Origin of the sequence: Neolewinella aquimaris (assembly GCF_014197245.1) — a bacterium.
GTDB classification, from domain to species: Bacteria; Bacteroidota; Bacteroidia; order Chitinophagales; family Saprospiraceae; genus Neolewinella; species Neolewinella aquimaris.
The window spans coordinates 146,121-170,113 of record NZ_JACIFF010000008.1; the positions used below are offsets into that span (position 1 = coordinate 146,121).

The following is a 23,993-nucleotide window of genomic DNA, read 5'->3' on the forward strand; positions in this document are numbered from 1 at the left end:
TAAAAATACCCCACAACAGTATTTTTTTTGCAACCCTGGATTCCAATACTTCCGTATTTGGGAATTATCGTACTAGATCCACAAATAGCTTCCATCAAATCCAGAACAATCATATGCGACATAAGTGGAACATTCCTCGAGGATTGGGAGAGTAAAAGTTTTACCTGCACCTTTTAAAGGAAACATCCCGTGTAATTGGCGGGCGCTGACGACCATAACAATGAGTGATGAACACAACTGAATGAAGCTTCCCTAAATCATTAAAGTACAGGTTGTAGGATATGGGGCTAAAGACATCAATCGTTACTATATTGACAGCATTCCTACCCATCAAAAATGGATACTCGGTACTGTTACCACTATTCAGACTTCGATTGACTCCGCAACCAAGTAACAGCAAAGACAGCAGAAATTTGATCGTGTTATTCGAGTTCATCCAATTATACCAGCACCGGCCTTTACCCTCATTCAAACTCGGAATACGATAAGGTAGTGCAAGACTGATACTAAATTCTCAGACAAAATGAAATTAAGGCGCCTTGGGTTAGGCGCATCGGTAGAATATTTCCCGCATATAAATTGTTGCTGAACGGAGAGCTAATCACCCTTCAATAGCTATTTTTCGATCATGGATTTTGACCACATGGGATTGATTACTCCACCTGATAGGATTCAGGCTTCACTATCAGCGTTTGAACAGATATTCGTGAAGTCGGTACCGCACAGTATAACCCGTCGGAGGCTTTTCGACAACTTCCAAGAATTCACCCATCACTTTAGCCATGCGATCACGGATCAATTCACCCAGTGGGTTGGCGGAAGTTTTACTACCCAGAAAGTAAATCCGCAGGACATCGACGTGTTGATACTTTGTCCGCAAGAAGTTATCTTGAAGAATGAAACCAGAATTAATGCCGAACTAAGTCAATCGCAGTGGAAAATCAGGGGGATAGATTGCTGCTATCTGGGCACTCGCAGTAAAGGCGCACCCGACTACCCCCTTTACCGATCCGATTTCACCTACTGGGTTCACCAGTTTTCAACGACCAAAAATGATCGGAGAGGCAGAAAACACGCGCGCGGATTTATAGAGATCAATCATAATAAGTTTAGCTATGAATAATTACGAAAACTACTTCGAAGAAATTGAGAACAGAGCCCAGCAAATTGGGGAACTGATTGAGGAAATCATCAAACTCGATGATATCATAGCAACACACCAACAGTACGATTCTCAGGGTTTGCAAAAGGATCAGTATGTCAAAAGAAGAGAGGAATATACGGCTCGGTTGAACCAGTTCCTTCATCCCCACAAGCTAAAAATCGTCAGTAACGAAGCAGCGTAGCGTATTTCAGATCGGAGGCAATCCACTAATCGTTTACCTCCACCCGACTAGCGACCTTTGCTTACGAGGTCACAACGCTCCGGGAAGAGCAGGTCAACGATAGAGACAGCAAGTTGCTCCCGGCTCAATACCTAACCCCCACTACCTCCCCCCCAACAACATCCCTACCCAGCAGCTTATCATTTTCGCGCAGGTACCACTCCTTCGTTTCTACCATGCGCACTCCCCCGATCTCGATCTCCCCGTCGAGCAGGAGGTATTCGCCCCCCTGGGGGTTGTCGGAGCGGTAGAATTGATAGGCACCGAGAGCGTAGGTGGCGGGGTCGAAGAAAAATTCCCAGGTCTCCACGGTGCCGCCGGACTTGGGGTAGTTGACCCGCAGGCGGAGGTACTCCGTACCGTGAAATTCGGTCGTGACGAAGTCGTCCTCCAGCGGGGTGCCGGGGTCGCGCAGCTTCATGGGAAGCCCGTTGAGGTAGGTGTGGTAGTCGCGTTTGCGGACCACATTGGCGCAGCTGTCGGAGGCCAGGGGCGGCGATACGTCCCCCAGATCGGTAGAGCGACACACGTCCCGGTCGGCCACGAAGTACTTCCCTCCCCCGGCCTGGGCGAAGTACCGTTCCGGCAGGTCGATCACGATGGTATCGCTGTTGAGCAGGAAGGCCGCGTCAAAGGTCGACCAGTTATTTCCGGGATCGTGGTGGGCGATGGCGCGATCCAGCACTTCACTGGCGGTTGTGGGCGGGCCGTCGGAAGCCCCGTCACCGGACTGGCACCCGAACAGCAGCAGAATAATGAGGTAACACGGGAGGAGGGTGGACATAGGAGGACGGTCTGGAGTGAATACCCGGACGGTTCCCCTAGCTAACGGGGTGCGGGTGCCGGCTAAGTTACGGGTATAGATCAGGTTGAGCCCTTCTAGGGCGACCCTGAAAAGCGGGCAGTGCAGGGTCGGCCCGGAGGGCCTCAACCTTAGTTATCCACCGCGGCTATCGCGGTTCCGGATATACGCGCCTGCCACTGGTTGAAGGGTCACTGGTAGTGGTAAATGCCCCGCAGGGAAAAACTAAAGTGCTCGGCGTGCAGACTTAAAGTTAATGACCCAAAATAGCCCGCTTTTTCCTAATTTACCTAGCACCCGCGCGCCCGCCCTATGAAGATCTCCCCCCTGCCCCTGCCGCCCTGGGAACCCGCGAAGCGGACCCTTCACCACTTCCTGCAAATTATCGGAAAGGTGCGCAAAGCCCGCATGCCCGTGCGCAACCACTGGTGGAACCTGACGCTGTACGTTGACCCCCGCGGCGTGAGTACCCGGGGAATGCCCCTCGACGAGATCGGCAACCAGTTTGAGATACGGCTGGACCTGATCGGCCATCGCTGTGAAGTCGTGACCAGTAGGGGGGAAGAAGTCGGCTTTCCGCTGGAGCGCGGACTGAGCGTAGCGAAGTTTTACCACCAGCTCAACGGCCTGCTCGAAAAGATCGACGCCGCCACCCCCATCCTCGCCAGACCCTACGACCTGGAGACCGATCGCCCCTTCGCGGAGCTCACGGACGTAGCCGACTACGAACCCGAAGCCGTCACCAAGTTTTGGCGCGCCCTGCTGTGGGTGGATGGCGTACTGAAGGAGTTTGCCGGAAGGTTTTACGGGAAGACCTGTCCGGCCCACATCTACTGGCACCACTTCGACCTGGTGATCACCCGCTTCTCCGGCAAACTGGCACCCCCCATGCCGCCCTCGGCGAGCGCGGTGGAGCGGGATTCCTACAGCCACGAGGTGATCAGTTTCGGCTTCTGGCCGGGCGACGACAAGGTCAGGGAAGCCGCCTTCTATTCCTACACCTACCCCCTGCCGGAGGGCATCACCGACGAACCCCTGCTGCCCGCCGGGGCGGACTGGGTAGACAGCAACGGCAGTCCGATGGCCTTCCTGCCCTGGACCGCGCTGGTCGGCTCACCGAACCCCAGACAGGACCTGCTCGATTTCCTGGAAAGCGCCTACACGGCCGGGGCGCGGCGCGCGAATTGGGAGCTGGAGAAGTTGAAGTATGAGAGTTTTGAGGGTAGGACATAACTCAAATTTCTGGTAAATATCATTTAGTTCGGTATTTACAGAACTAAACGGTTTGTCCGGGCGTTACTCGGACTCATTACCGATCTATGTCTCCTCGCAATCTCCGGTTCACGGCCGGAATCCGACTCCACCTCCCCCACGTCGCGCTGCTGCTGTTCGTCTGCTTGTTCGTCAGTGGCTTGGCGCACGGGCAATCTCCGCTCCGCATTACCCTGCTTTCCGATGGCCCGGCGAGCGCCGAACCCAGCCTGGATAGCATCATCCGCACCGAGCTCCACGTGTTGCTGGATAATCGGTTCGACCTCGACCTCCGTACCCAGTATGTCGGTGCGCCGGACGAAATCGACCAGCTGTACCAGGATGCAGACATCCTGATCGGCACCGGCATCGGCAGCAGTCAGGCGCTACTTAACCGCTCTACTTACCCCAAGCCGACCATCGCGGCGGTCGTAGTAGAACCCGGTGTGCCGGGGGGAACGGAAGGAACGGGTGTACCAAACTTCACCTACATCCGCTCGCCCTTTGACCTGCGCCGCGACCTCGACAGCCTGGCGAGCATCCGCAATTTTTCTGAACTCACCATAATTACGACGGACGGTTTCCGCGAGTTGCTCTCCCGCACCGTGCCTACTTACACGGACGCAATAGTGAACGTGATCACGGCCGCACCGACCGCGGCGGCTACCCTGGCCCGCCTGCCCGAAGGCACCGATGCGGTGTATTTCACCCCGGTCACCGCCGTGGTTCCCGAGGAGGAGATCCGACAAATCATTACCGAGCTCAACGGCCGGGGAATATCTACGATGAGCCTAATCGATTATCCTTTGCTCGACCTGGGTGCCCTGGCTGCCTTCTCTTCCGACGAAAACCTAAGCCGTCTGCCCCGCCGGGTCGCGCTGGATGTATTGCGCATCACCGACGGCATTGACCCGGCCACCTTCTCCACCGACATCGAGCGCTACGACAACACGCTCATCATCAACATGGCGGCGGCACGCGCTTCGGGCATCTACCCGGATTTTGACCTGATGCGCCGGTCCGTGCTGCTCAATCCGGTAAACGTGGAGACCGGCCCCGTTCTCACCCTCGAGGGTGCCATACTCGAAGGCCTGGCCCGGAACCTGGGCTACCGGATCAACGAATACGATCTGGCCCTGGCCCGTACGGACATCGACGTAGCCCGCTCGAACCTGCTTCCCCAAGTAGGAGCCGGTACCACCCTTACCGTGCTGGACGGCCAGGCCGTTGCCTCAAGCTTCGGTTTACAGGGACGCTACAACTGGACGGCGGCTGCTACCGTGAGCCAAGTCGTCCTCTCCGAGCCAGCTTTCGCTAATGTCGCTATCCGGCGTTTGCTGACCGAGGGGCAGGAGGCGGCGCTGGAAGCCAGTCAGCTCGACGTCGTACTCGATGTCGGTACCGCCTACCTACAGGTCCTGCAGGCCAAGGAGTTCCTTCGTCTCCAGAACGAGAACCTGAACCTGACCCGCGCGAACTACAATTTGGCGGTCAACCAACGGGAACTCGGTGCCACGGCATCCACCGACGTGTACCGCTGGGAAAGCGAGCTCTCCCTCGGCGCCATCAACGTCAACGAAGCGGAGGCGCAACTGGCTCAGACGCGTTACCAACTCAACCAGTTGCTCGACCACGACATCGACGCCGAGTTTCAGTTGCCGCCCTTCACCGGACAGGACTCCCTGATCGGCATCATCGGAGAAACTATCCTTCCCCTCCTGAACACCCCGCGCGACATCGACCGCCTGGCCGACTTCCTCGCCGAGGAAGCCCGCAACAACCTACCTACCCTCCGCCAGCTCGACCTGGCCATCGCGGCCCAGGAGCGACAGCAACTCTCGCGGCAACGGGCCTTTTACCTGCCCGAAATTGTCGTGAACGGCCAGTATGGCTACCGCATCGGCAACTACGCGACGGTCGGCCTCCCGCCGGAATTTGACTTCGATTTCGCCTCAGCCGACCGGCCCCGCAGCAGCTACTCCGCCACGGTGGGCGTCAACATCCCAATCTTCCAGGGGGGCCTGCGGAAGGCGCAACTCGAGCAGTCACGGGTCACCACCCTGCAGACCGCCACCCAGCGCGAGAATACCGAAAACCAGCTGGTGCAACGGCTGTACTCCAACGTCGAAACCCTCGTCGCCAGCTTCCGCAACCTGAACCTCGCCCGCTCCGCGGCGGAGACGTCCGAACGCAACTTCACGCTCATCGAGGACCTCTACCGCAGCGGAGCCACCAACGTCACCTCCCTGATCGACGCCCAGAACGTCGTGCTCCAGTCGCGCATCAACGCCACTAACCTCGGCTACCAGTTCGTCGCCGACTTCCTCACCGTACAGCGCGCCACCGGCAGCTACCAGTTCCTCAGTACGCCCGGTGAGCAGACGGCCTTCCTCGAACGCTTCCTTTCCTTCCGGTCCCGGCAGTAAACCCCTTCCCTACCCCAATTCAATCGCATTCGCATGAGATCCTTCTCCTTCCTCCTATCGCTACTTCTGCTGACCGCCTGCGGAAGCGGTGACGAGACCCTCGCCACCGAGGTCCCGGTGCGGGCGGTACGCGCCGGCTACGTCACGGTCGACGACGGCAGCAGCTCCCGGGTATTCAGCGGTGTTGCCGAAGCGGCGGGACGCACGCCCCTCTCCTTCCGCGTCGGCGGTACCATTCGCCAGTTGCCGGTCACCCTCGGTCAGCGGGTAGGACGGGGCCAACTGATCGCCACCCTCGACCCGGCCGACTTCGTCGTGCAACAGTCGCAGGCCACCGCTCAGCGCCAGACCAGCCGGGCCCAGCTCGAGAGCGCCGAAACCCAGCTTATCGCCGCCCAGGCCGCCTACGAACGCACCTCCAAACTGTACGAGAACAACAGCGTATCCCTGAGTCAATTCGAGCAGGCCCGCAGCCAGTACCAGACCGCTCGCGCCCAGGTGGAGGCATCCCGCAGCCAGCTGGAAGCCAGTGGAGCGCAGGTCCGCGCGGCCAGCAACCAGGTTTCCTACACCCGGCTGACGGCCCCCTTCGCCGGCGTCATCACCGAAAAACACGTCGAGGCCAACGAATTCGCCCCCTCGGGTACGGCCATCGTCACCCTGAGTACCGAGCGCGACCCCGAAGTGGAGGTCAACGTACCGGAAGACGTGATCGCGAGTCTGGCCGCCGGCCAGGCCGTGGAGATTACCTTTTCGTCCATTCCGGGTAAGACGTTTGCAGGAACCATCTCCGAGGTAGCCTTCGCGGCCGCCGGCTCGCCCAGCTATCCGGTCACCATCACCGTGGTCGACGAAGACGAATCCATCCGACCGGGCATGGCCGCCAACGTCCGCTTCACCTTCGGGGCCGCCGGAGAAGCGCGCGATAGCCTGCTGCTTACTCCCACCGAATCGGTTTCCGAAGGACCCGACGGCAAATTCGTTTTCCTGCTCGTGCCCACCGACACTTCCGACCACTACGTAGCCCGCCGTACCGCGATCACCATCGGTGAGTTTTACAACAAGGGGTTCGCCGTTCGTGAAGGCCTGAAGGAGGGTGACCTGGTCGCCACCGCCGGACTGAAGCAGCTGCTCGACGGCATGCAGGTCCGCCTCCTGTCCAATTAATCTAACCCGCGCCGCTAAACGCCTCCCCCATGAACATCGCGAAAGTCGCCATTGAAAATAACCGGGTCACCATCCTGCTCGTCCTGGTGGTCGCCCTAATGGGCCTGATCGGGTACAGCCAACTGAGTCGCAACGACATGCCGCCCTTCACCATCCGGGTGGCCACGGTGGTCTCCTCCTTCCCCGGGGCCAGCCCCGACCGCATCGAGGAACTGATCACCGAACGCATCGAGCAGGTAGCCCAGGAAATGGCCGAGGTCGACCAGATCACCAGCGAGAGCCGCACCGGCCTCAGCATCGTAAGCATCGAACTCGACCCCAGCGTGCGGGCCGAAGACATGCAACCCGTATGGGACCGCCTGCGCCGCAAGATCGATCAACTGCGCCCCGACCTACCCGATGGACTGCGCAGCATCGAAGTAAAGGACGACGACATCGGGGTGGTGTACGGCATCCAGGTGGGCCTCTCCGGCTCGGGCTATACCCTCAGCGAACTGGAAGATGCCGCCGAGGACATTCGCGACGACCTCGTCAAGCTCGACGATGCCGCCGAAGTGGAAATCAGCGGCATGCGGCAGGAGCAGATCTTTGTCGAATTCGACAACGCCCGGCTGGCCCGCTACGGACTGTCGGCCAATGAGCTCCAAAACACGATCTCCGCCACGAACATCGTCTTCGCGGGCGGCGACGTGATCCTCGGCGACCAGCGCGTCGTCCTGGAGCCCACCGGAAATTTCGAAAGCCTGGACGACTTGGCCAATACCGTCGTCCGCCTGAATGCCAACCAGTCGGCCAAACTCGGCGACATCGCCACCATCAGTCGGGGATACGCCTCCCCGGCCGAGCGACTGGTCCGCCTCGGTGGTGAAATGGGCCTGGTCGTGGGCGTGGCCGTCAAGGACGGCGCCAACCTGGTCCAGCTGGGCGAGCAGATCGACGAGCGGCTGGTTTACTTCAACCAGACCCTCCCCGTCGGGATGGAAGTGCGGCGGATCGCCAGTCAGGACGCCTTCGTTCAGGACAGCGTCGACGGCTTCCTCTCCAACGTACTCCAGTCGGTCGCCATCGTGCTGGCCGTCATGTTTCTCTTTCTCGGCTGGCGCACGGGACTGGTCGTAGCCAGCCTGATCCCCCTGGCCATCGTTATGACACTGCTGCTCATGAACGTCTTCGACGTGGGACTGAACAAGGTCTCCCTCGCCGCCCTCATCATGGCCCTGGGGATGCTGGTCGACAACGCCATCGTGATTTCCGAGGCGATGATGGTGGGCATCGACTCCGGCCTGTCGCCGCGCAAGGCCGCTTACCGGGCCACCAGTGAACTGGGCATTCCGCTGCTCATTTCCTCCCTCACCACCTCGGCCGCCTTCCTCGCCTTCTTCCTGGCCGAGAATACGATGGGCGAGATCATGGGTCCGCTGTTCATCGTCATTTCCTTTGCCCTGCTGAGCAGCTGGATCATGGCCATGACCGTCGTTACTATGCTCGGCGTCGCGCTGATCCGGGTTAAGAAGGCAGATGGCGGGGACGCAGGAGCAACGGAAGAACCGGAAGCGGTCAAACGCAGTGGCTTTGAGCGCCTCAACGAACATTACGGCAACCTGATCTACCGCGCCCTGAAACATCCCTGGCTTACCCTGGGACTGGTGGGAGGACTCTTCGTCGTCAGCCTCTCCCTCTTCGGGCGCCTGCCCTTCATCTTCTTCCCCGACAGCGACCGCAACCTGCTCACGATGAACGTCGAACTGCCGCAGGGCACCGACATCGACCGTACGGCGGAGGTAGTGGCCCGCATCGAAACCTATATCAATGAAGAGTTACTGGCAGTCGATGCGGATGATTACGGCATCACCGATTTCACCAGCTTCATCGGGGAGGGCCCGAAGAGCTACGACCTCGGCTACCAACCCGGTGAGGCCAACAGCGGCTACGCCCACCTGCTGCTGAACACCAGCCGCTTCGAGGCCAACCAGTCGATCATCCAGCAACTGGAGCACTTCGGCGAAGTCAACTTCCCCGACGCCGACATCACCGTCGGCTCCCTCTCCGGGGGCGGGGGCGGAGGTGCCGACGTGGCCGTACGCATCAGCGGTCCCGATGCCGATGAGCTCTACCGCATCTCCGACGACGTCAAGGCCATCCTGGCCGGTATGCCCATCGCCACGAATATTTCCGACGACTGGGGCCCGAAGAGCAAGAAGGTCGTGATCGACATCGACCAGGACAAGGCCAACCTGGCCGGAGTAACCAACCAGGACATCGCCGTCTCCCTCCGCACCAACGTGAGCGGCTATACGGCCGGCAGCTACCGGGAGGCCGACGAGTCGCTGCCCATCGTTATGCGCGGGACGGGTGCCGAAACCTACGAAGTGCAGGATTTGGCGGGACTCAACGTGTACGCCCAGGGCAACGGAAACAACGTCCCCCTGGCTCAAGTGGCCGACGTGAAGGTCGACTGGCAGTACGCCAAGATCAAGCGGCGCGACCTCTTTCGTACGCTGACCGTACAGGCGGACGCCACCATCGGCAAGACCGCCACCGACGTCACCTCCGCACTCACCCCCCAGCTCGACGAACTGGCCCGCACCTGGCCCGTAGGCTACCACTACGACCTGGGGGGCGAGTCGGAGCGCAGCCGCAAGGCCATGGGCGCGGTGGTCGACAAACTTCCTTTGGCGGGCTTCATCATCCTCGTCCTGCTCATGCTGCAATTCAACAGCTTCCGCAAGACGGGCATCGTACTCCTGACCATCCCGCTCGGCCTCATCGGCGTCATCTTCGGACTCCTCCTTTTCCAGAGCTACTTCGGCTTCATGGCCTTCATGGGGGTGATCTCCCTGGCGGGTATTCTGATCAACAATGCCATCGTGCTCATCGACCGCATCGAACTCGAGGAGCGGGAGGGCAAGACCGAATTCCGCGCCATCATCGACGCCTGTAAGCAGCGCTTCCGGCCTATCCTGCTCACTACCTTCACCACCGCCCTGGGCCTCATCCCCCTTTACCTCGGGGGCGGACTCATGTGGGAACCGATGGCGGTAGCGATCATGGTCGGCCTCCTGTTCGCAACGGTGATCACCCTGCTTTTCGTACCCGTTACCTATAAGCTGCTGTTCCGGATCAAGGAGCGGAAGCCCATTGACCCGAACTCGGACTTAGTCTAATGTCTTCACCTATCGCACCAACTAAAGTCAGTCATGAATAACCAAAATCCCGATACCACCGCCAACAATTCAATCCGGGACATCAAGCAACGGGTGGAAGAGATCGGCATCTTCTACGAACAGACCACCCTCACCCCCATGGAAGCACGAGTGTTTGCCCTACTCCTGCTCGCTGACCCGCCGGAGATGGACTTTTTCGCCATTCAGGATTTTCTGCAGGCCAGCAAGAGCACGATCAGCAATGCACTCAAGCGACTGATGAACGAAGGTCGGGTCGACTATATCACCAAACCCGGCGACCGCAAGCGGTACTTTCGGGTAAGCGTGCTCCGGTGGCTGGAGCAAATTCAGGAGTCATTTGCCTCGGTGGGGCCCTTCGTATCCACACTGAATAAAGTCATCGACCTACGCAAAGACACCAACAGCCCCGAGTTCAACCGGGAACTGCTCTACATTAAGGACTACTTTCTCTTCCTCAAGGAGGAGCTTCCGCGCATCCAGGCTAAGTGGAACGAGCGCAAGCGATCCGCTGACTAATCAACCTCAAAAAGAACCTCCTCACCAACTTTGCCCCCATGCCCCTTTCCCCCATCCTCACCGGCGCCAGCGGCATGGTTGGCCGCGCTGTCCTGCTGGAGTGTTTAGACAACCCCAACGTCGAACGCATCGTCATGATCAACCGCCACCCGGTCGACGTGCACCACCCTAAGTTGACGGAAATCATCCACGCCGATTTTTCCGACATCGAACCCCTTCGCGAGCAGTTGCGCGGCTACGACGCCTGCTTCTACTGTGCCGGCGTATCGGCCGTGGGTAAGTCGGAGGAGGAATACACCCGCCTGACCTACGCGCTGGTCGTCTCCTTCGCCCGTACGCTTTGCGAACTGAACCCCGGCCTGGTATTCACCTACGTTTCCGGCATGGGCACCGACGTCAACGGCCGCCAGATGTGGGCCCGGGTCAAGGGCCGCACCGAAGTGAAATTGCTCAATGTCGGCTTCCGCGACGCCTACATGTTCCGCCTCGGCATGCTCCTGCCCGAACGCGACCTGCCCATGAAGACCGCCTGGGTCGCCGCCATGTACCGAATCCTCAAACCCCTGGCTCCCCTGCTGCGCCGCTTCAGTTGGGCCACCACCGACAAGAAACTAGGCCGGGCCATGATCATCGTCGCCCTCCACCCGCAGGAAGAAAAGATCCTGGAGAGTACGGACATCAACCGCCTCGTCACGCTGGCGTAACCACATCACCCCGCACTGAGGGGGGTCGGACGCTGAACGCCAATTACGGTGAGGTTTTCCTGCTTGCCGGTCAGTTCCACCGGGGGGTATTCGCGCAGGGTGTACTCCTTCTCCAGTTGCAGGCGGTCGGCCAGCACCGCCGATACCAGCAGTTGCTCTTCGAGTTCGTTGCACTTGCCCTGAATCCTGGCCGTGGTGTTAAGCACGTCGCCGTGGTAGGCCAGGTCGCGTTTGAGAATGCCCACCTCGGCTACGGTGGTCCGCCCCAGGTGGCCGCCGGCCTTGAAGAAGGGTTGTAACCCGTAGGTAGCCTGGTAATAGTCCGACCGCCCGGCCAGGGTGTCCACGAACTGAAAAAATGCGGCGACGCAGTTGTTGTTTCGGCTGCCCTGCGCCGGTTTCCAGCACAGGATCACTTCGTCGCCCACGTACTGGTAAATTTCCGCGCGGTGGCGCTCGACCGCTTCGGTAACGTCGGCAAAGCAGTCCTGAATCAGCCGACTGAACGCCACGTGCCCCAGCTGCTCGGCAATACTGGTCGACGACCGCAAATCGATGAACAAAAAGATCCGCTCCTCCTCGCGGGGATGGTGGTAGCGACCCAGCAACATATTGCCCAGAATTCCCGGCCCCAGTTTCCGCTGCATCCGCTGAAAGAGGGTGATCAACAAACTGATTAGGCTGATGTACACCAGCACCAGGAACATCAGCTTACTGAACAGAAATTCCCGCAGCGTCACATCGTCGGTCACACTCGGATTCATAAAGGGATATAGGTACACGGCTACCGCGAAAAAGGCCAGCATCAGCACCAGGATCAGCACCAACTTCACCGCGGCCCACCGCAAAAAAGACAGGCGCTCGAAGAATTGCCGGTCCATCAGTAGCTCGATCGCGAAGTATCCGGTCCCGAGGATCAGCCCCACCGATACGTCGAACCAGGGTTCGATCAGGCTCTCCGGAGAAATGCCGTACCGGCCCGTCCACCCGTAGTGCCGAATGTAGCCAAACAGGGAAACCGCCACCGTCCAGGTAGCGACCAGCTGCAACCAAAAAACCAACTTATGCCTGTTGTAAATCGCCACTCGCGTAAAGGTAGCTTATCAATACGCGCATTCGCAGGGCGGGGCCGCAGGTGCAACGAAAATCACCGGGAGCCAAGCAAACCGGCAAGCTGCCGCAGGCCAAACAGCCGCAGGAGGAACACCAGTGCCAGTCCGCCGCCACCCAGTAATAAAAAGCCCGTCAGCCACCCTAGGTCCAGGCGAGTAATCCCCATACCCATCCCCCCCAACACCACCGCCAATAAAAGGAGTCTCCCCCACCCCACCGTGCTCACGGGTAAGTGCAGCCACCGGTGCGCCAGCCCCGCCTGCACCACCGCCACGAACAGTTGGGTCACCAGTGTCACCGCCGCCGCTCCCGGCGCACCGTAGCGGGGCAGTACCCAGAAGTTACCCGCCACGTTGAGCAGGATGCCGGCGGCGAAGACGTAGTTCATCCGCCCAATTAATCCCGTAGCCCCGAGCAGGGCACCGTAGGCATAATTGAGGCACTGCGCCACGAAGGTGAGGGAAAGAAAAAGCAGGATGACGGCCGTCCGCCCCTCCGCAAAGTCGTACAGCAGCTCCACAATCGGCCCGGCGTACGCTGCCACCGCAATACTGACCACCAGCCCCCCGCCCACCAGCAAGTGGACGCTGAACCGCAATAGTTCTTCCAACGGCTCCCGCCGCGCGTGCAGTCGGGCGTACATCGGCAGCAACAGTCCCGCTAGCAACCAGCCGACCGTATTCACCGCATCCAGCAAACGGTACCCCGCGGCGTAGTGCCCGGCAGCCTCCGCCCCGTCAAGGAGCAACCGCTCGATCATGATCGCATCGGCCCGACTGTACGCCGTCTGCAGTAGTATGGCAATCGCAAATGGTGCCCCCCCACGCAGCAGCATCCACAGAGTCGCTCGATTAAAACTTGGCCAACGCCGAACCAATTTGCCCCGAAGCAGAATGCCAAGGGCCCCGGCTGTAATTAACCAACACAGCACCTGCGCCCCCGCAAAAAAGTGGATGGAAAGCAGCGAAGGAAAAAAGACCAGCACCCCACCCACCAGCGCGATCATGCACACCTTATCCACGATGCTGAACCAGCTGTCCAGCGCGTAGCGCCCCAAACCCACCAGGCTCGAACGCAAGTAAAGCACCAGGCTATTGAGCAGCTGACCGGTACCCACTAGCAGCAACAATCCGATCTCCCAGCCCCGGTACCCCAGTACCCAGCCGGCCAGCAACAGCGCCACAAAAAACACGCCCCCCAGCAAGGTTTTCAGTAGAATGAAGTAAGGAAAATACTTCGTCAGCAACTGCCGGTGCCCACTAATGGTCCGGCTGTTATAAAGCTGAAGCCCCGCATCGGCAATCACCTGCAGCAGCATCCCCAGTCCGAGCAGCGAAAAGTAGAGCCCGTAATCCGCCTCCGGCAGTCGGTTCTGCACCGTACGCTCGATCGCAAACAAGTACACGCCCTTCACCCCGAGATTGAGGAAGAGGATGAGGACGGCGTTGCGGAAGAAGGAAGCGAGCAGGGGTAGTCGGTTAGTACGTAAGTTCGTTGGTCAATTAGTCGGTTAGTACTTTAGGCGGCTCTATATTGGTAGCACCGTCAAAAGTACGCCCCCCCACCCCCAAACTGACGAACGTACTAACCGACTAATTGACTAAACCACTAACGAACTCCTCCACATGCTCCAAGTCATGATCATCAACGGCCCCAACCTCAACCTGCTCGGACGGCGGCAGCCGGAGATCTACGGGGAAGATACCTTCGACGACTTTATGATCCACCTGAAGGGGAAGTTCGTGGACTCGGACGTGGAACTGAGCTACTTTCAGACCAACCACGAGGGTGAACTGCTGGACAAGCTGCACGAAATCGGCTGGAACTACGACGGCATCGTGCTCAACGCCGGAGCCTATACTCACAGCAGCATTGCCCTGGCGGATGCGGTCGCGGCCATCGAGACGCCGGTGATCGAGGTACACATCAGCAACGTGCATAAACGGGAAGATTTTCGCCATCATTCCTTTCTTTCACCGGTCTGTGAGGGGGTGATCGTGGGCTTCGGATTGCGCGGCTATGAGCTGGCGGTGCAGTATTTCGTTTAATGTGCAACGACTTTTCTTGTCAGGCGTTTTATTGACTAACTAACCTTAGATACATGTCCTTATCCGATCGATTCAAGCAATCCAGCAACCCCATCCTGAGCGAGGAGCGGCTGGCTAAATCGGCCCAGCGGCCCCTCGACGGCGGCTTCATTACGCGTGCGGAAGACAACGTGATGACCGTTACCGGTGCCGTCAACAAGACGCTACTTCTCGGCCTGCTGGTACTCGCCACGGCCCTGTACTCTTTCTTCTATCCCAGCAGCCTCTTCATGTGGGGCGGCGCCATCGGCGGACTGGTCCTCGTATTCATCATGGCCGCCAAGCCCAAGCTTTCCGGTACCCTGGCTCCGATTTACGCCTTACTGGAAGGTCTCTTCGTAGGCTCGGTGACATCGATGTACGTGGCCGGTTTCGGGGTGGGCATCGCCTTCAACGCGATCATGATCACCATCGCCCTGCTCTTCGCCATGCTCTTCACCTACAAGGCGGGACTGATTAAGGTGACCGATAAGTTCCGCACCGGTATCATCATGGCCACGGGCGGTATTGCCATCGTGTACTTGATCAGCATCGGACTGAGCTTCTTCGGCATGAGCGTACCCTTTCTGCACGAGGGTGGCATCGTGGGCATCGGCATCAGCCTCTTCATCATCGGTATCGCTACGCTGAACCTGTTGCTCGACTTCGACAACATCGAGCGGGGAGCCGCCATGCGTTCGCCCAAGTACATGGAGTGGTTCTGTGCCATGGGACTCATCGTTACCCTGGTCTGGCTCTACATCGAGGTGCTGCGCCTGCTGTCGGTGATGAACCGCGACTAAGGTCGATTCAGGCTTAATAAAAAACGAGAGGGGAAAACGGCATGTCCGTTTTCCCCTCTATACGTTACAGCCAAAGTTGATCTAGTGAGAATAAAGTGAGGCTGCTGTTACCATCATCAAAACTGACCCTAGAACGGGGGGTAGGCGAAATTCGCTGCCTGATCAGAAAAAATATTTTAAAGTTCCCTTAACAGCCTCGTGTAGAAGTCCACGGCTTCCTCGATCTCCCGGACGTAAATAAACTCATCCGCCGTATGGCTGCGCGCACTATCCCCGGGGCCCACCTTCAGGGTCGTAAACGGCAGCAGGGCCTGATCGCTCAGGGTCGGTGACCCATACTGCTTTGCGGATGGACGCGCACGCAGTGCCGCCCGCAGTAACGGATGATCGGCCCGGATGTGGCTCGACTGCAAGCGCAGGCTCCGTGGCGTCAATTTCGCGCTCTTGCACACCGCCTGTAATTCCGCCACCGCTTCCTCATTCGTGTAGGCTTCATTGACCCGCAGATCGATCACAAAAGTGCAGCGATCGGGCACCACGTTGTGCTGGGTACCGGAGGCGATCACGGTCACGGCGGCACTCGTCGGCCCCAGTTGCTCACCCGGCCGGCAAAAGGTGTGGTCGCGAATGGCGGCAATGTCGTCGAGGGCCAGATACAGCGCATTAATCCCTTCCTTCCGGGCGGCATGACCGCTCTTTCCCATCGTCTCTCCGTCAATGACGACCAGTCCGCGTTCGGCCACGGCAAGATCGAGCAAGGTCGGTTCACCCACGATACCGGCATCGATCGGCGGCAGAATAGGTAGCAATGCCGCGATGCCGTTGGGACCGCTAATCTCCTCTTCGGCAGTAGCGGCCAGCAGCAGATTGCAGTTCAGCGTCGGATCATTTTCCAGTATCACGAAGGCGGCAATGAGGCTCACCAAAGCTCCCCCGGCATCGTTGCTGCCCAGTCCGTAGAGCTTGCCGTCGATCACCTCTGCCTTATGCGGATCGCGGGTATAACCGGCTGCAGCCTTCACCGTATCGTGGTGACTATTGAGCAGAATAGTAGGGTTATCGTCGCGCCACTGCCGGCTCTTTATCCACACATTATTGCCGTAGCGGTGGGGAATAAGGCCCCGTTCCTTCAGGTACTCCTCGATGAGGTCGGCCGTCTTGTTCTCCTGCTTACTTAGGGAGGGTGTTTCGATCAGTCTGTGTAGAAGGGCAAGGAAATCAGCCATGGGCGGGGACGCGGGTGCGGGGTAAATTGGATGAAAGCAAAGGTAACGCACTTAGCGGCCCACATTCAGGCAACCACCGCGTCTGGCCACCTAGCCCCCAAGGGGGAGAAGCCAGGCGAGACTGAGGGTTCAATCCGCCAAAAAATCCGTGTTTGATCCGTGGCCCTCCGTGGTGAAAAAGAATTCCCCCTCGGCGTGCAACGCTTCGACCTAAGCAAAGATCTTGTGCACATCCCGCCCCCTTTGCTGTTTAACCAAAAAACACGGCACCCGCGGACCCGCCCGAATGGCCCCGACGGTGTGCCTTTTTACGTTAACCAACTACCCACATTATGATTAGACTGACAACCACCGCCGTACTTGCCTTCGCCCTCTTCGGCTGCGCCGAAACCGCCGAGGCCGTTGAAGTACCCGCCGCCGTACAGAGCGCTTTCCAGGCCGCCTACCCTGGTGCCACCGACGTAGAATGGTCAAAAGACGACGACCACTACGAAGTAGAATTCGACATGAACGGCGAAGAAATGGAAGTAGAGTACTCCGCTACCGGCGAGGTACTGGAAATGGAGGACTAATCATCCGTCTTGCGCGCAATGTAGTCGTGCACCGTTTCTTCCAGCAACGCCATGGTGACGGCCCCGTCGCCCAGCACCAGCTTATGAAATTCAGCGAGGTCGAAGTTGTCCCCCAGGGCGGCTTCGGCCTCCTTGCGTAGGCGGCGGATGGTCAGCTCCCCCATCTTGTAGGAGACGGCCTGCCCCGGCCACCCGATGTAGCGGTCGATCTCGGAGTTTACCTCCCGCAGCGACAGCGCCGTGTTAGCTGCCATATACTCCACCGCCCGCTCCCGCGACCAGCCGAAGTAGTGCATGCCCGGATCGACGACCAGCCGGCAGGCCCGCCACATCTCGTAGGTGAGGCGCCCGAATTTCTCGTAGTCGGTCTCGTAAATCCCCATCTCCTCCCCCAAATATTCGCAGTAGAGGGCCCAGCCCTCACCGAAGGCGGAGAGGTACAGATCGCGCCGAAAGTCCGACATTCCCTCCAGCTCCGCAGCCAGCATCATTTGAGTATGGTGACCGGGTACCCCTTCGTGCAGGGCGAGCGCGGGCAGAGTGTAAAGCGGACGACTCGGCAAATCGTAGGTATTGACCCAGAACTGTCCGGCGCGCTGGTCGGTGTAGGAGCCCGGACTGTACCGCCCACCCGTATAATTAGGCGCCAGGGCGGCGGGCACCGGAGCGACCACCAACGGCATCCGCGGCAGTTGAGAAAAGTAGCGCGGTGCCGCTGTCTGTATACGGTTGGTGATCCAGGCAGCCCGGTCCAGCAGCGCCTGGGGGGAAGCGGCATAAAACTGAGCATCGCTGCGCAGAAATCCCAGAAACTCGGCGTAGGTACCGGCAAATTCCGTGCGGGCAATGATGGTATCCATTTCCGCGCGGATGCGGGCCACTTCCGCCTCTCCGGTGGCGAATACTTCCTCGGGGGTCAGGTCGGTCGAGGTAAAAAAGCGGACACGCTGGCGGTAAAATTCCTTTCCGTCCGTAATCTCGGCGATGCCGATTCCGGGGGGCAGAGCGGGCAAGTATTCGGTAACGAGAAAGTCGCGCAGCGAGGCGTAAGCGGGGTAGATCGAATCGCGGGTCAGGCGGGTAAGCTCGGCTTTACCTGCTTCGTCGAGTACCGAGTCCACGAAAATGCTTTCCCCAACCGGTGTCGCCAGTTGGCGGTCGATGAGGGCAAGATTTAGTTCGATTACGCGAAAGGGGTTGACCTTGCCCTCCAACAGCCCGCCCCGCATATTTCGCTGCTGATTGGCAAAGAATTCCGGTAATCCGCGCAGTGCACCTATGCGTTTGCGGTACGCTTCCTCCGTTGTGATCGGCCTACCGCTAAATCGATAAATCACCGAGGCCAGAAAACCTCCCTCCGCGTCCAGGGGAAAAAGGTGGTGACCGAAGCGCAGTCGGTAGAGACGGTCGTCCAGGACAAAGTCGAGCAGTGCCCGATCGGTGCGCAGGGCATCGGACAAGCGTTCCGGGGCGGGGACGCGGGAGCGAAGATCTTCCAGAAAAGCAATCTCTTCCTGAACGGCTGCATCCGTTTGCACACCCCAGACGTCGGTAGAATCCCTGCGATCGTAACGTTGATACTCCTCCAACAGCATGACGAAAGAGGAATCAGACTGACCGTCCGCCACGGTACTACAAAACAGCAGGAAAAAGATGACTCGCATAGTTCGTCGGGGATGGCTTGGTGTCCGGAAGGTAACTTAAAGCGTAGCAGTCCTGGGAACGCTAACATTCGCAATCACAATTTGTGACTTACTACGCAATGATTCGGTTAGTCCGCCGTTATAGGCCGTACACGGACATTTATTAATGCTCCCTATAGGCTTTTCAACCACTCCTGATGCTTAAGTTATTTACCACCCTGTTCTTCGTTGTCGCTGTACTGGCTTGCGGCAATGTTGAAACAGAAACTGATGTTGAGACCGTAGACATCCCCAATAACGGCATCCCCGCCGCCGTTGAAACGGCCTTCCGCACCGCCTACCCCGCCGCCACCGACATAGAATGGGACGTCGACGACGACCACTACGAAGTAGAATTCAAAGTCAACGGCGACAAAATGGAAGTCGAGTACGGCTTCGACGGCCGCCTGCTGGATATCGAAGATTAAGTACCACCCCATCAGCCAACGCTAAATCGCTCAATGCGAAGGGACCTGAATCCGCGTAATCCAAGAATTTAAAATTGGTAAGGTGAAATTTAAAATTTGCTCCACAGACCCGTGATGTGCCGAGTAACTTTGTTGTACTTGTGGTCACCCCGGTTCGTGGCATCCTGCCGCGGTCGCTATCACAATATCTCGACCTTAAATCTGCGGTTAGCCCGGTTCGTGGCATCTTGCCGCGGTTACGATCACAGTACCTCGACCTAAGTGCCACGCGACCTAGTGCCTTTAATCCGTGAACGAATCCGTGCAAATTCGTGTAATCCGTGGTTGGCCTTTTCCGTTGCGCAGCAACCCTCCTCGGACCAGAGGCCGCTCAGCGGGAATTTAAAATTGGTAAGGTCAAATTTAAAATTTGCTCCGCAGACCCGTGATGTGGTGAGTAGCCTTATTGTAATCATGGTCACCCCGGTTCGTGGCATCCTGCCGCGGTCGCTATCACAATATCTCGGCCTTAAATCTGCGCCTAATCTGCGGTTAGCCCGGTTCGTGGCATCCTGCCGCGGTTGCGATCACAGTGCCTCCACCTAAGTGCCACGCGACCTAGCGCCTTTAATCCGTGAACGAATTCGTGCAAATTCGTGTAATCCGTGGTTGGCCTTTTCCCTTGCGCAGCAACCTTCTCGGACCAGAGTCCGCTCAGCAGGAATTTCAAATTGGTAAGGTGAAATTTAAAATTTGCTCCGCAGACCCGTGATGTGGCGAGTAACCTTCTTGTATTCGTGGTCACCCCGATTCGTGGCATCTTGCCGCGGTTGCGATCACAGTACCTCAATCTAAGTGCCACGCGACCTAGCGCCTTCCATCCGTGAACGAATCCGTGCAAATTCGTGTAATCCGTGGTTGGCCTTTTCCCTTGCGCAGCAACCTTCTCGGACCAGAGTCCCCTCAACCTGAAATCCGCGAAAATCTGCGAAGACAATCCGCTTAAATCTGCGTTGAAAAAAAAGCGTCTCGGACCAGAGACCCTCCGACCTACACCCCAAATTGCCCCATGTGATGCTCCAAGTGCTTCTGGTACATCACGCTCCACTCCTCAGCTGACATCGCGCCAAAGCTCACGTTCTCCTTGCCTTCGTAAGCAGCCTCCCCCATCCCGGCTACCCGCTCCAAATGGGCGATCAACTTGGCTCGTTCCCGCTCGAAATCCCGTTCATCCGAAATGACGAACTGGGGGGCCGTGCGGGTATTGCGCGGATAGGGATCGGGACCGACAACACCATGCTTCACGAAAGTCTTCAGGAAAAAGCGCATGAGAAAATTGTTGTTCACCGGCTGGTCCCCGGTTTCCATATCGTAGGCGACGTTGAGGTGGGCCAGCATCTGAGCGGCGTTCATCTTGCCCCACAGCGGTTTCGTATCGGGTGTAAGCCGATTGACACGGTCGATGTTGTTGCTCAGGGTCTCGGGCGCGAAGGTGGAGGGGTATTTCATGGTAGGGAAAGGTAACGGTATGACCCCATACTACACCAGCGCAGCGGGCGCAAATCCATGCGACTCCCGTACAATTCGCTCGCTCCAGTTGAAAAGGGCTTCGTCTTTTGCGGTTACCATCCGGTCGTAGGTCCTGTTGATCAGGGCCCGGAGTGCCGGACCACGCTCCCGCAAAAATTCGCCTACCGGATCGGTCGTGCGCGAGCGACCGCTATGAATCGTATCGATGAGGTAGTCCGGAGAAAACCCGTACGAGATCGGTAGAACGTCCCCGGTTTCCGTAATGATAATTTCCCGGAACACGTCGCGGACGGCCGCTGGCACCGGTTCTCCCGCGTGCACCATTTCGGGGTGATCGACCAGATAATCCTGGTGCACCAGATCGAGCTGCACCTTAAGGTCGGTAACCGTGTCACGGATGATCGTGGCAAGAATGAAGACCCGGTGCAGGTCAGCCTGGTCAAGAAAGAGCGTGTCATTCACCTCCGTCGTAGCCCGGCCGGCGGCCTCAAGTGGGTGAAGCTGCAACAATCCCGCACCCTGAGCGGTAGCGAGTTCGACCAGTCGGGGAATCAGGCGCCACGATTTCTTGGTGAGTGTGTGGATCAACCCGAAAGGCATCCCGGTTTCTCGTAGCACGGAAAGCCCTTCCAGCATGCGGTCGTAGGCGGTGGTCGAATCCCGCAGTGCGTTGTGTAACTCCCGATCGCCATCGACGCTGACGGCCACGGAGTCGATGTAATTCAGTGTCTTTTCCGAGCGACGAGATTTCAGCAGCATCCCATTCGAGACGACCTGGTTGTGGTACCCCAGTTTACGGGCCCCTTCCAGCAGCTCGTTCAGTTCAGTGTAGAGGAAGGGCTCTCCGCCCGAAACGGAAAGGACGTTAAAGCCGTGTACCTCACGAAGGTACTGGAGGTAAGCCACCACCTCCCCGCTGCGGAGGCCTGCTTTCTCCCCCGGTGAGGAGGAAGAATAGCAGTGCCGGCAGCGGAGGTTACAGCTCAGGGTGGGGTGTACGTGGACGATGGAAAAATCTGCGGATTCCATAGTTCCCGGGGCTACCCGATACGGGGTGCCCGACCTTTGGAGAAGTGAGCGTGCACGTCGAGGTAATCGGGCCACCGGATTCCGATGGGGAAGATATCGAGGCGACGGAGGAGTCGATTGGACAGCAGGTCCTTCACCTTGGTAAACTCGTCAATGGACACGCGTCCGCGTGCGGTGATGCCATCCGGGCGTTTGATGCCGTAGGGGAATACGTCATCCCACTTGATGCCGTTCCCGTACGCCTGGGCGATGAGCTTTGACGATTCCTTTAGAAGGCCGGAGTCAAGGTCGGTCGAGCCAAGGCGTTCTACGATGCTCTCGTAGAGCTCGGTGTTCTCCTTTTCGTTGGTGCTGGGTGTTTTCATAATGCAGGTGAATTTGATTTGCCCTTTATTGCCACCGTGATTTGCAGCGTTACTCCCGTACCAATAAATAATTTCGCGGCCATTTGTGGCAGGAAAAGCGGTACCACCAACACGGCAGGCAACACAAAATTGCGCCGCCCACGGCCGGTTTTATCTCCTTCCACTATCTTCCCATCCATGCGAATCATCCTATATCTCCTTGTGCTGGCGGCCGTCCTACCAGCTTGCACTGCTTCTAATGGAACGGACACCGCTCCCGCGCCCCGCCGCCCGAATATTGTATTTATCATGTCGGACGATCACGCGCAGCGGGCCATCTCTGCCTATACCGACGAGCTGATTGAGACGCCCCACCTGGACCGCATCGCCGATGAAGGCATGCTCTTCCGCAACAGCTTCGTGACCAACTCGATCTGTGCGCCCAGCCGCGCCGCCATTTTGACCGGAAAGTACAGCCACCTGAACGGGAAGATCGACAACCTGAGCCCGTTTAATCCCGACCAGTGGACCTTCCCCGAAGCCCTCCACGATGCCGGTTACCGCACTGCCCTGATCGGCAAACACCATTTGCAGGCCGTACCCCGCGGCATCGACGAGTTTCGTGGACTGATCGGACAGGGCAGCTACTACAACCCGGTGTTTGTGCACAATGGCGACACCCTGACGGCCGATACGGGCTACACCTCCACCCTGATCACCGACTACGCCCTGGAAGAACTGAAGCGCAACGCCGCGAGCGACCAGCCCTTCATGATGCTCTACTGGCACAAAGCCCCCCACCGCAACTGGATGCCCGACACCAGCGACCTGGCCGGATTGCTCGACAAAACATACCCCGAACCCGCTACCCTACGCGACGACTACGCGGGACGCCCGGCCGCGGAACACGCAGACATGCGCATTGCCGACATGTTTACCAGCAACGACCTGAAGGTGACCGGCGAGTTTCAGAACCCGGACCCCGGTACCGGCGGTGCCACCTTCATCAAGAATCCCAACTTCGATCAGGTAAAGAATTTCGACCGCCAACTCGGACGCTTGACCGACGGACAGCGGGCCGCGTGGGAGCCTTTTCTGCAACGCGTCGGCAAGGAATGGCAGGCCGTGAAGGGCACCGACGAGGAACTCGGCTGGCGCTACCAGCGCTACATGCAGGATTACCTGGCCAGCGTGAAGAGCGTGGACGAAAACGTGGGTCGCGTGCTCGATTACCTCGACGAGAGCGGACTGGCCGAGAACACCATCGTAATTTACACCAGCGACCAGGGCTTCTACCTCGGCGAGCACGGCTGGTACGATAAGCGCTTTATGTACGAGGAAAGTCACCGTACGCCCCTGATGATTCGCTACCCGCCCCTGATCCAATCCGGCAGCGAAACCGATGCCCTGGTCATCAACATCGACCTGGCCCCCACCCTCCTGGAACTGGCCGGTGTGACTGTACCCGAAGAAGCACAGGGCCGCAGCCTGACGCCCCTCCTTGAAGGCAGCACCCCCGGTGACTGGCGCGACGAAATCTACTACCGCTACTACCAGCAGATGGACAGTTACCACCGCGTGGCCCGCCACGAAGGGGTGCGCGGCGATCGCTACAAGCTGATCCACTTCACCGAGCCGGGCTTCGAGGGGTACGAATTGTATGACCTGGAGGAAGACCCCCAGGAAATGGAAAATCGCGTCGACGACCCGGCACTGGCCGCAGAGAAAGAGCGGTTGCAGGGGGCGTTGCGGGAATTACGGGAGGAGTTGAGGGTGACGGACTGA

The 23,993-nt window shown here is 58.6% G+C and carries 22 protein-coding genes; 13 read left to right on the forward strand and 9 right to left on the reverse strand.

Features of this window, described 5'->3' with window-relative positions; translation table 11 throughout:
• Nucleotides 1-628 precede the first annotated feature (628 nt).
• Both GGR28_RS15150 and GGR28_RS15155 read left to right on the forward strand, forming a co-directional pair.
• On the forward strand, nt 629-1,123 hold the full coding sequence (locus tag GGR28_RS15150) for a DUF6932 family protein (RefSeq protein ID WP_183496665.1): 495 nt from the start codon (nt 629-631) through the stop codon (nt 1,121-1,123).
• Nucleotides 1,116-1,346, forward strand: coding sequence for a hypothetical protein (locus GGR28_RS15155; protein WP_183496666.1), 231 nt, complete (start codon nt 1,116-1,118; stop codon nt 1,344-1,346). Before GGR28_RS15150 ends, GGR28_RS15155 begins: the two co-directional genes overlap by 8 nt.
• Nucleotides 1,347-1,470: 124 nt before the next feature.
• On the opposite strand, the gene GGR28_RS15160 is transcribed toward GGR28_RS15155, so the two are convergent.
• Nucleotides 1,471-2,169: a DUF6503 family protein gene (locus GGR28_RS15160; RefSeq protein ID WP_183496667.1), complete on the reverse strand. Its 699-nt coding sequence runs from the start codon at nt 2,167-2,169 to the stop codon at nt 1,471-1,473.
• A gap of 330 nt (nt 2,170-2,499) precedes the next feature.
• On the opposite strand from GGR28_RS15160, the gene GGR28_RS15165 reads away from it, so the two are divergent.
• The 6 genes from GGR28_RS15165 (at nt 2,500) to GGR28_RS15190 (ending at nt 11,436) form a co-directional block, all read left to right on the forward strand.
• Nucleotides 2,500-3,420: a DUF5996 family protein gene (locus GGR28_RS15165; RefSeq protein ID WP_183496668.1), complete on the forward strand. Its 921-nt coding sequence runs from the start codon at nt 2,500-2,502 to the stop codon at nt 3,418-3,420.
• 86 nt (nt 3,421-3,506) lie between these two features.
• The gene (locus GGR28_RS15170; protein WP_183496669.1) at nt 3,507-5,864 is read left to right on the forward strand and encodes a TolC family protein; all 2,358 of its coding nucleotides are present in this window, start codon (nt 3,507-3,509) and stop codon (nt 5,862-5,864) included.
• 33 nt (nt 5,865-5,897) lie between these two features.
• Nucleotides 5,898-7,031 carry an efflux RND transporter periplasmic adaptor subunit gene (locus GGR28_RS15175; protein WP_183496670.1) on the forward strand — a complete coding sequence of 378 codons (1,134 nt, stop codon included), beginning with the start codon at nt 5,898-5,900 and terminating at the stop codon, nt 7,029-7,031.
• Between the two features lie 29 nt (nt 7,032-7,060).
• Nucleotides 7,061-10,195, forward strand: coding sequence for an efflux RND transporter permease subunit (locus GGR28_RS15180; RefSeq protein ID WP_183496671.1), 3,135 nt, complete (start codon nt 7,061-7,063; stop codon nt 10,193-10,195).
• Nucleotides 10,196-10,228: 33 nt separating this feature from the next.
• Nucleotides 10,229-10,732 carry a GbsR/MarR family transcriptional regulator gene (locus GGR28_RS15185; RefSeq protein WP_183496672.1) on the forward strand — a complete coding sequence of 168 codons (504 nt, stop codon included), beginning with the start codon at nt 10,229-10,231 and terminating at the stop codon, nt 10,730-10,732.
• A gap of 38 nt (nt 10,733-10,770) precedes the next feature.
• On the forward strand, nt 10,771-11,436 hold the full coding sequence (locus GGR28_RS15190; RefSeq protein WP_183496673.1) for an NAD-dependent epimerase/dehydratase family protein: 666 nt from the start codon (nt 10,771-10,773) through the stop codon (nt 11,434-11,436).
• Nucleotides 11,437-11,441: 5 nt separating this feature from the next.
• On the opposite strand, the gene GGR28_RS19375 is transcribed toward GGR28_RS15190, so the two are convergent.
• Together GGR28_RS19375 and GGR28_RS15200 are read right to left on the reverse strand one after the other, a co-directional pair.
• Complete coding sequence (locus GGR28_RS19375; RefSeq protein WP_183496674.1) at nt 11,442-12,521, reverse strand: adenylate/guanylate cyclase domain-containing protein; 1,080 nt, start codon at nt 12,519-12,521, stop codon at nt 11,442-11,444.
• Between the two features lie 62 nt (nt 12,522-12,583).
• The gene (locus tag GGR28_RS15200) at nt 12,584-13,954 is read right to left on the reverse strand and encodes an MATE family efflux transporter (protein WP_183496675.1); all 1,371 of its coding nucleotides are present in this window, start codon (nt 13,952-13,954) and stop codon (nt 12,584-12,586) included.
• 220 nt (nt 13,955-14,174) lie between these two features.
• Between GGR28_RS15200 and aroQ the strand changes: the two genes are divergently transcribed.
• Together aroQ and GGR28_RS15210 are read left to right on the forward strand one after the other, a co-directional pair.
• Nucleotides 14,175-14,597 (forward strand): type II 3-dehydroquinate dehydratase, encoded by a 423-nt coding sequence (gene aroQ, locus GGR28_RS15205; RefSeq protein ID WP_183496676.1) that lies wholly within the window; start codon nt 14,175-14,177, stop codon nt 14,595-14,597.
• Between the two features lie 53 nt (nt 14,598-14,650).
• The gene (locus tag GGR28_RS15210) at nt 14,651-15,418 is read left to right on the forward strand and encodes a Bax inhibitor-1/YccA family protein (RefSeq protein ID WP_183496677.1); all 768 of its coding nucleotides are present in this window, start codon (nt 14,651-14,653) and stop codon (nt 15,416-15,418) included.
• 176 nt (nt 15,419-15,594) lie between these two features.
• Here GGR28_RS15210 and GGR28_RS15215 read toward each other — a convergent pair whose 3' ends face one another.
• A complete protein-coding gene (locus tag GGR28_RS15215) occupies nt 15,595-16,644 on the reverse strand; it encodes a M20/M25/M40 family metallo-hydrolase (RefSeq protein WP_183496678.1) in 1,050 nt (349 codons plus the stop codon).
• Nucleotides 16,645-16,976: 332 nt separating this feature from the next.
• Here GGR28_RS15215 and GGR28_RS15220 point away from each other — a divergent pair, with 332 nt between their 5' ends.
• Nucleotides 16,977-17,216: a hypothetical protein gene (locus GGR28_RS15220; RefSeq protein WP_183496679.1), complete on the forward strand. Its 240-nt coding sequence runs from the start codon at nt 16,977-16,979 to the stop codon at nt 17,214-17,216.
• On the opposite strand, the gene GGR28_RS15225 is transcribed toward GGR28_RS15220, so the two are convergent.
• Nucleotides 17,213-18,880, reverse strand: a complete 1,668-nt coding sequence (locus GGR28_RS15225; protein ID WP_183496680.1) for a DUF885 domain-containing protein — start codon at nt 18,878-18,880, stop codon at nt 17,213-17,215. The two genes, GGR28_RS15220 and GGR28_RS15225, sit on opposite strands and share 4 nt — an antisense overlap.
• A 176-nt stretch (nt 18,881-19,056) precedes the next feature.
• On the opposite strand from GGR28_RS15225, the gene GGR28_RS15230 reads away from it, so the two are divergent.
• The gene (locus GGR28_RS15230; protein ID WP_183496681.1) at nt 19,057-19,326 is read left to right on the forward strand and encodes a hypothetical protein; all 270 of its coding nucleotides are present in this window, start codon (nt 19,057-19,059) and stop codon (nt 19,324-19,326) included.
• A gap of 1,029 nt (nt 19,327-20,355) precedes the next feature.
• On the opposite strand, the gene GGR28_RS15235 is transcribed toward GGR28_RS15230, so the two are convergent.
• The 4 genes from GGR28_RS15235 to GGR28_RS15250 are packed head-to-tail and all read right to left on the reverse strand — an operon-like array spanning nt 20,356 to nt 22,408.
• Entirely contained in the window at nt 20,356-20,814 is a 459-nt protein-coding gene (locus GGR28_RS15235) for a DinB family protein (RefSeq protein ID WP_183496682.1), read from the reverse strand.
• Nucleotides 20,815-20,844: 30 nt separating this feature from the next.
• Entirely contained in the window at nt 20,845-21,864 is a 1,020-nt protein-coding gene (locus GGR28_RS15240; RefSeq protein ID WP_183496683.1) for a radical SAM protein, read from the reverse strand.
• Nucleotides 21,865-21,875: 11 nt separating this feature from the next.
• Nucleotides 21,876-22,229, reverse strand: a complete 354-nt coding sequence (locus tag GGR28_RS15245) for a hypothetical protein (RefSeq protein WP_183496684.1) — start codon at nt 22,227-22,229, stop codon at nt 21,876-21,878.
• Nucleotides 22,226-22,408: a hypothetical protein gene (locus tag GGR28_RS15250; RefSeq protein WP_183496685.1), complete on the reverse strand. Its 183-nt coding sequence runs from the start codon at nt 22,406-22,408 to the stop codon at nt 22,226-22,228. The genes GGR28_RS15245 and GGR28_RS15250 overlap by 4 nt, the downstream gene beginning before the upstream one ends.
• Between GGR28_RS15250 and GGR28_RS15255 the strand changes: the two genes are divergently transcribed.
• Nucleotides 22,407-23,993 (forward strand): sulfatase family protein, encoded by a 1,587-nt coding sequence (locus GGR28_RS15255; protein WP_183496686.1) that lies wholly within the window; start codon nt 22,407-22,409, stop codon nt 23,991-23,993. The genes GGR28_RS15250 and GGR28_RS15255 overlap by 2 nt on opposite strands.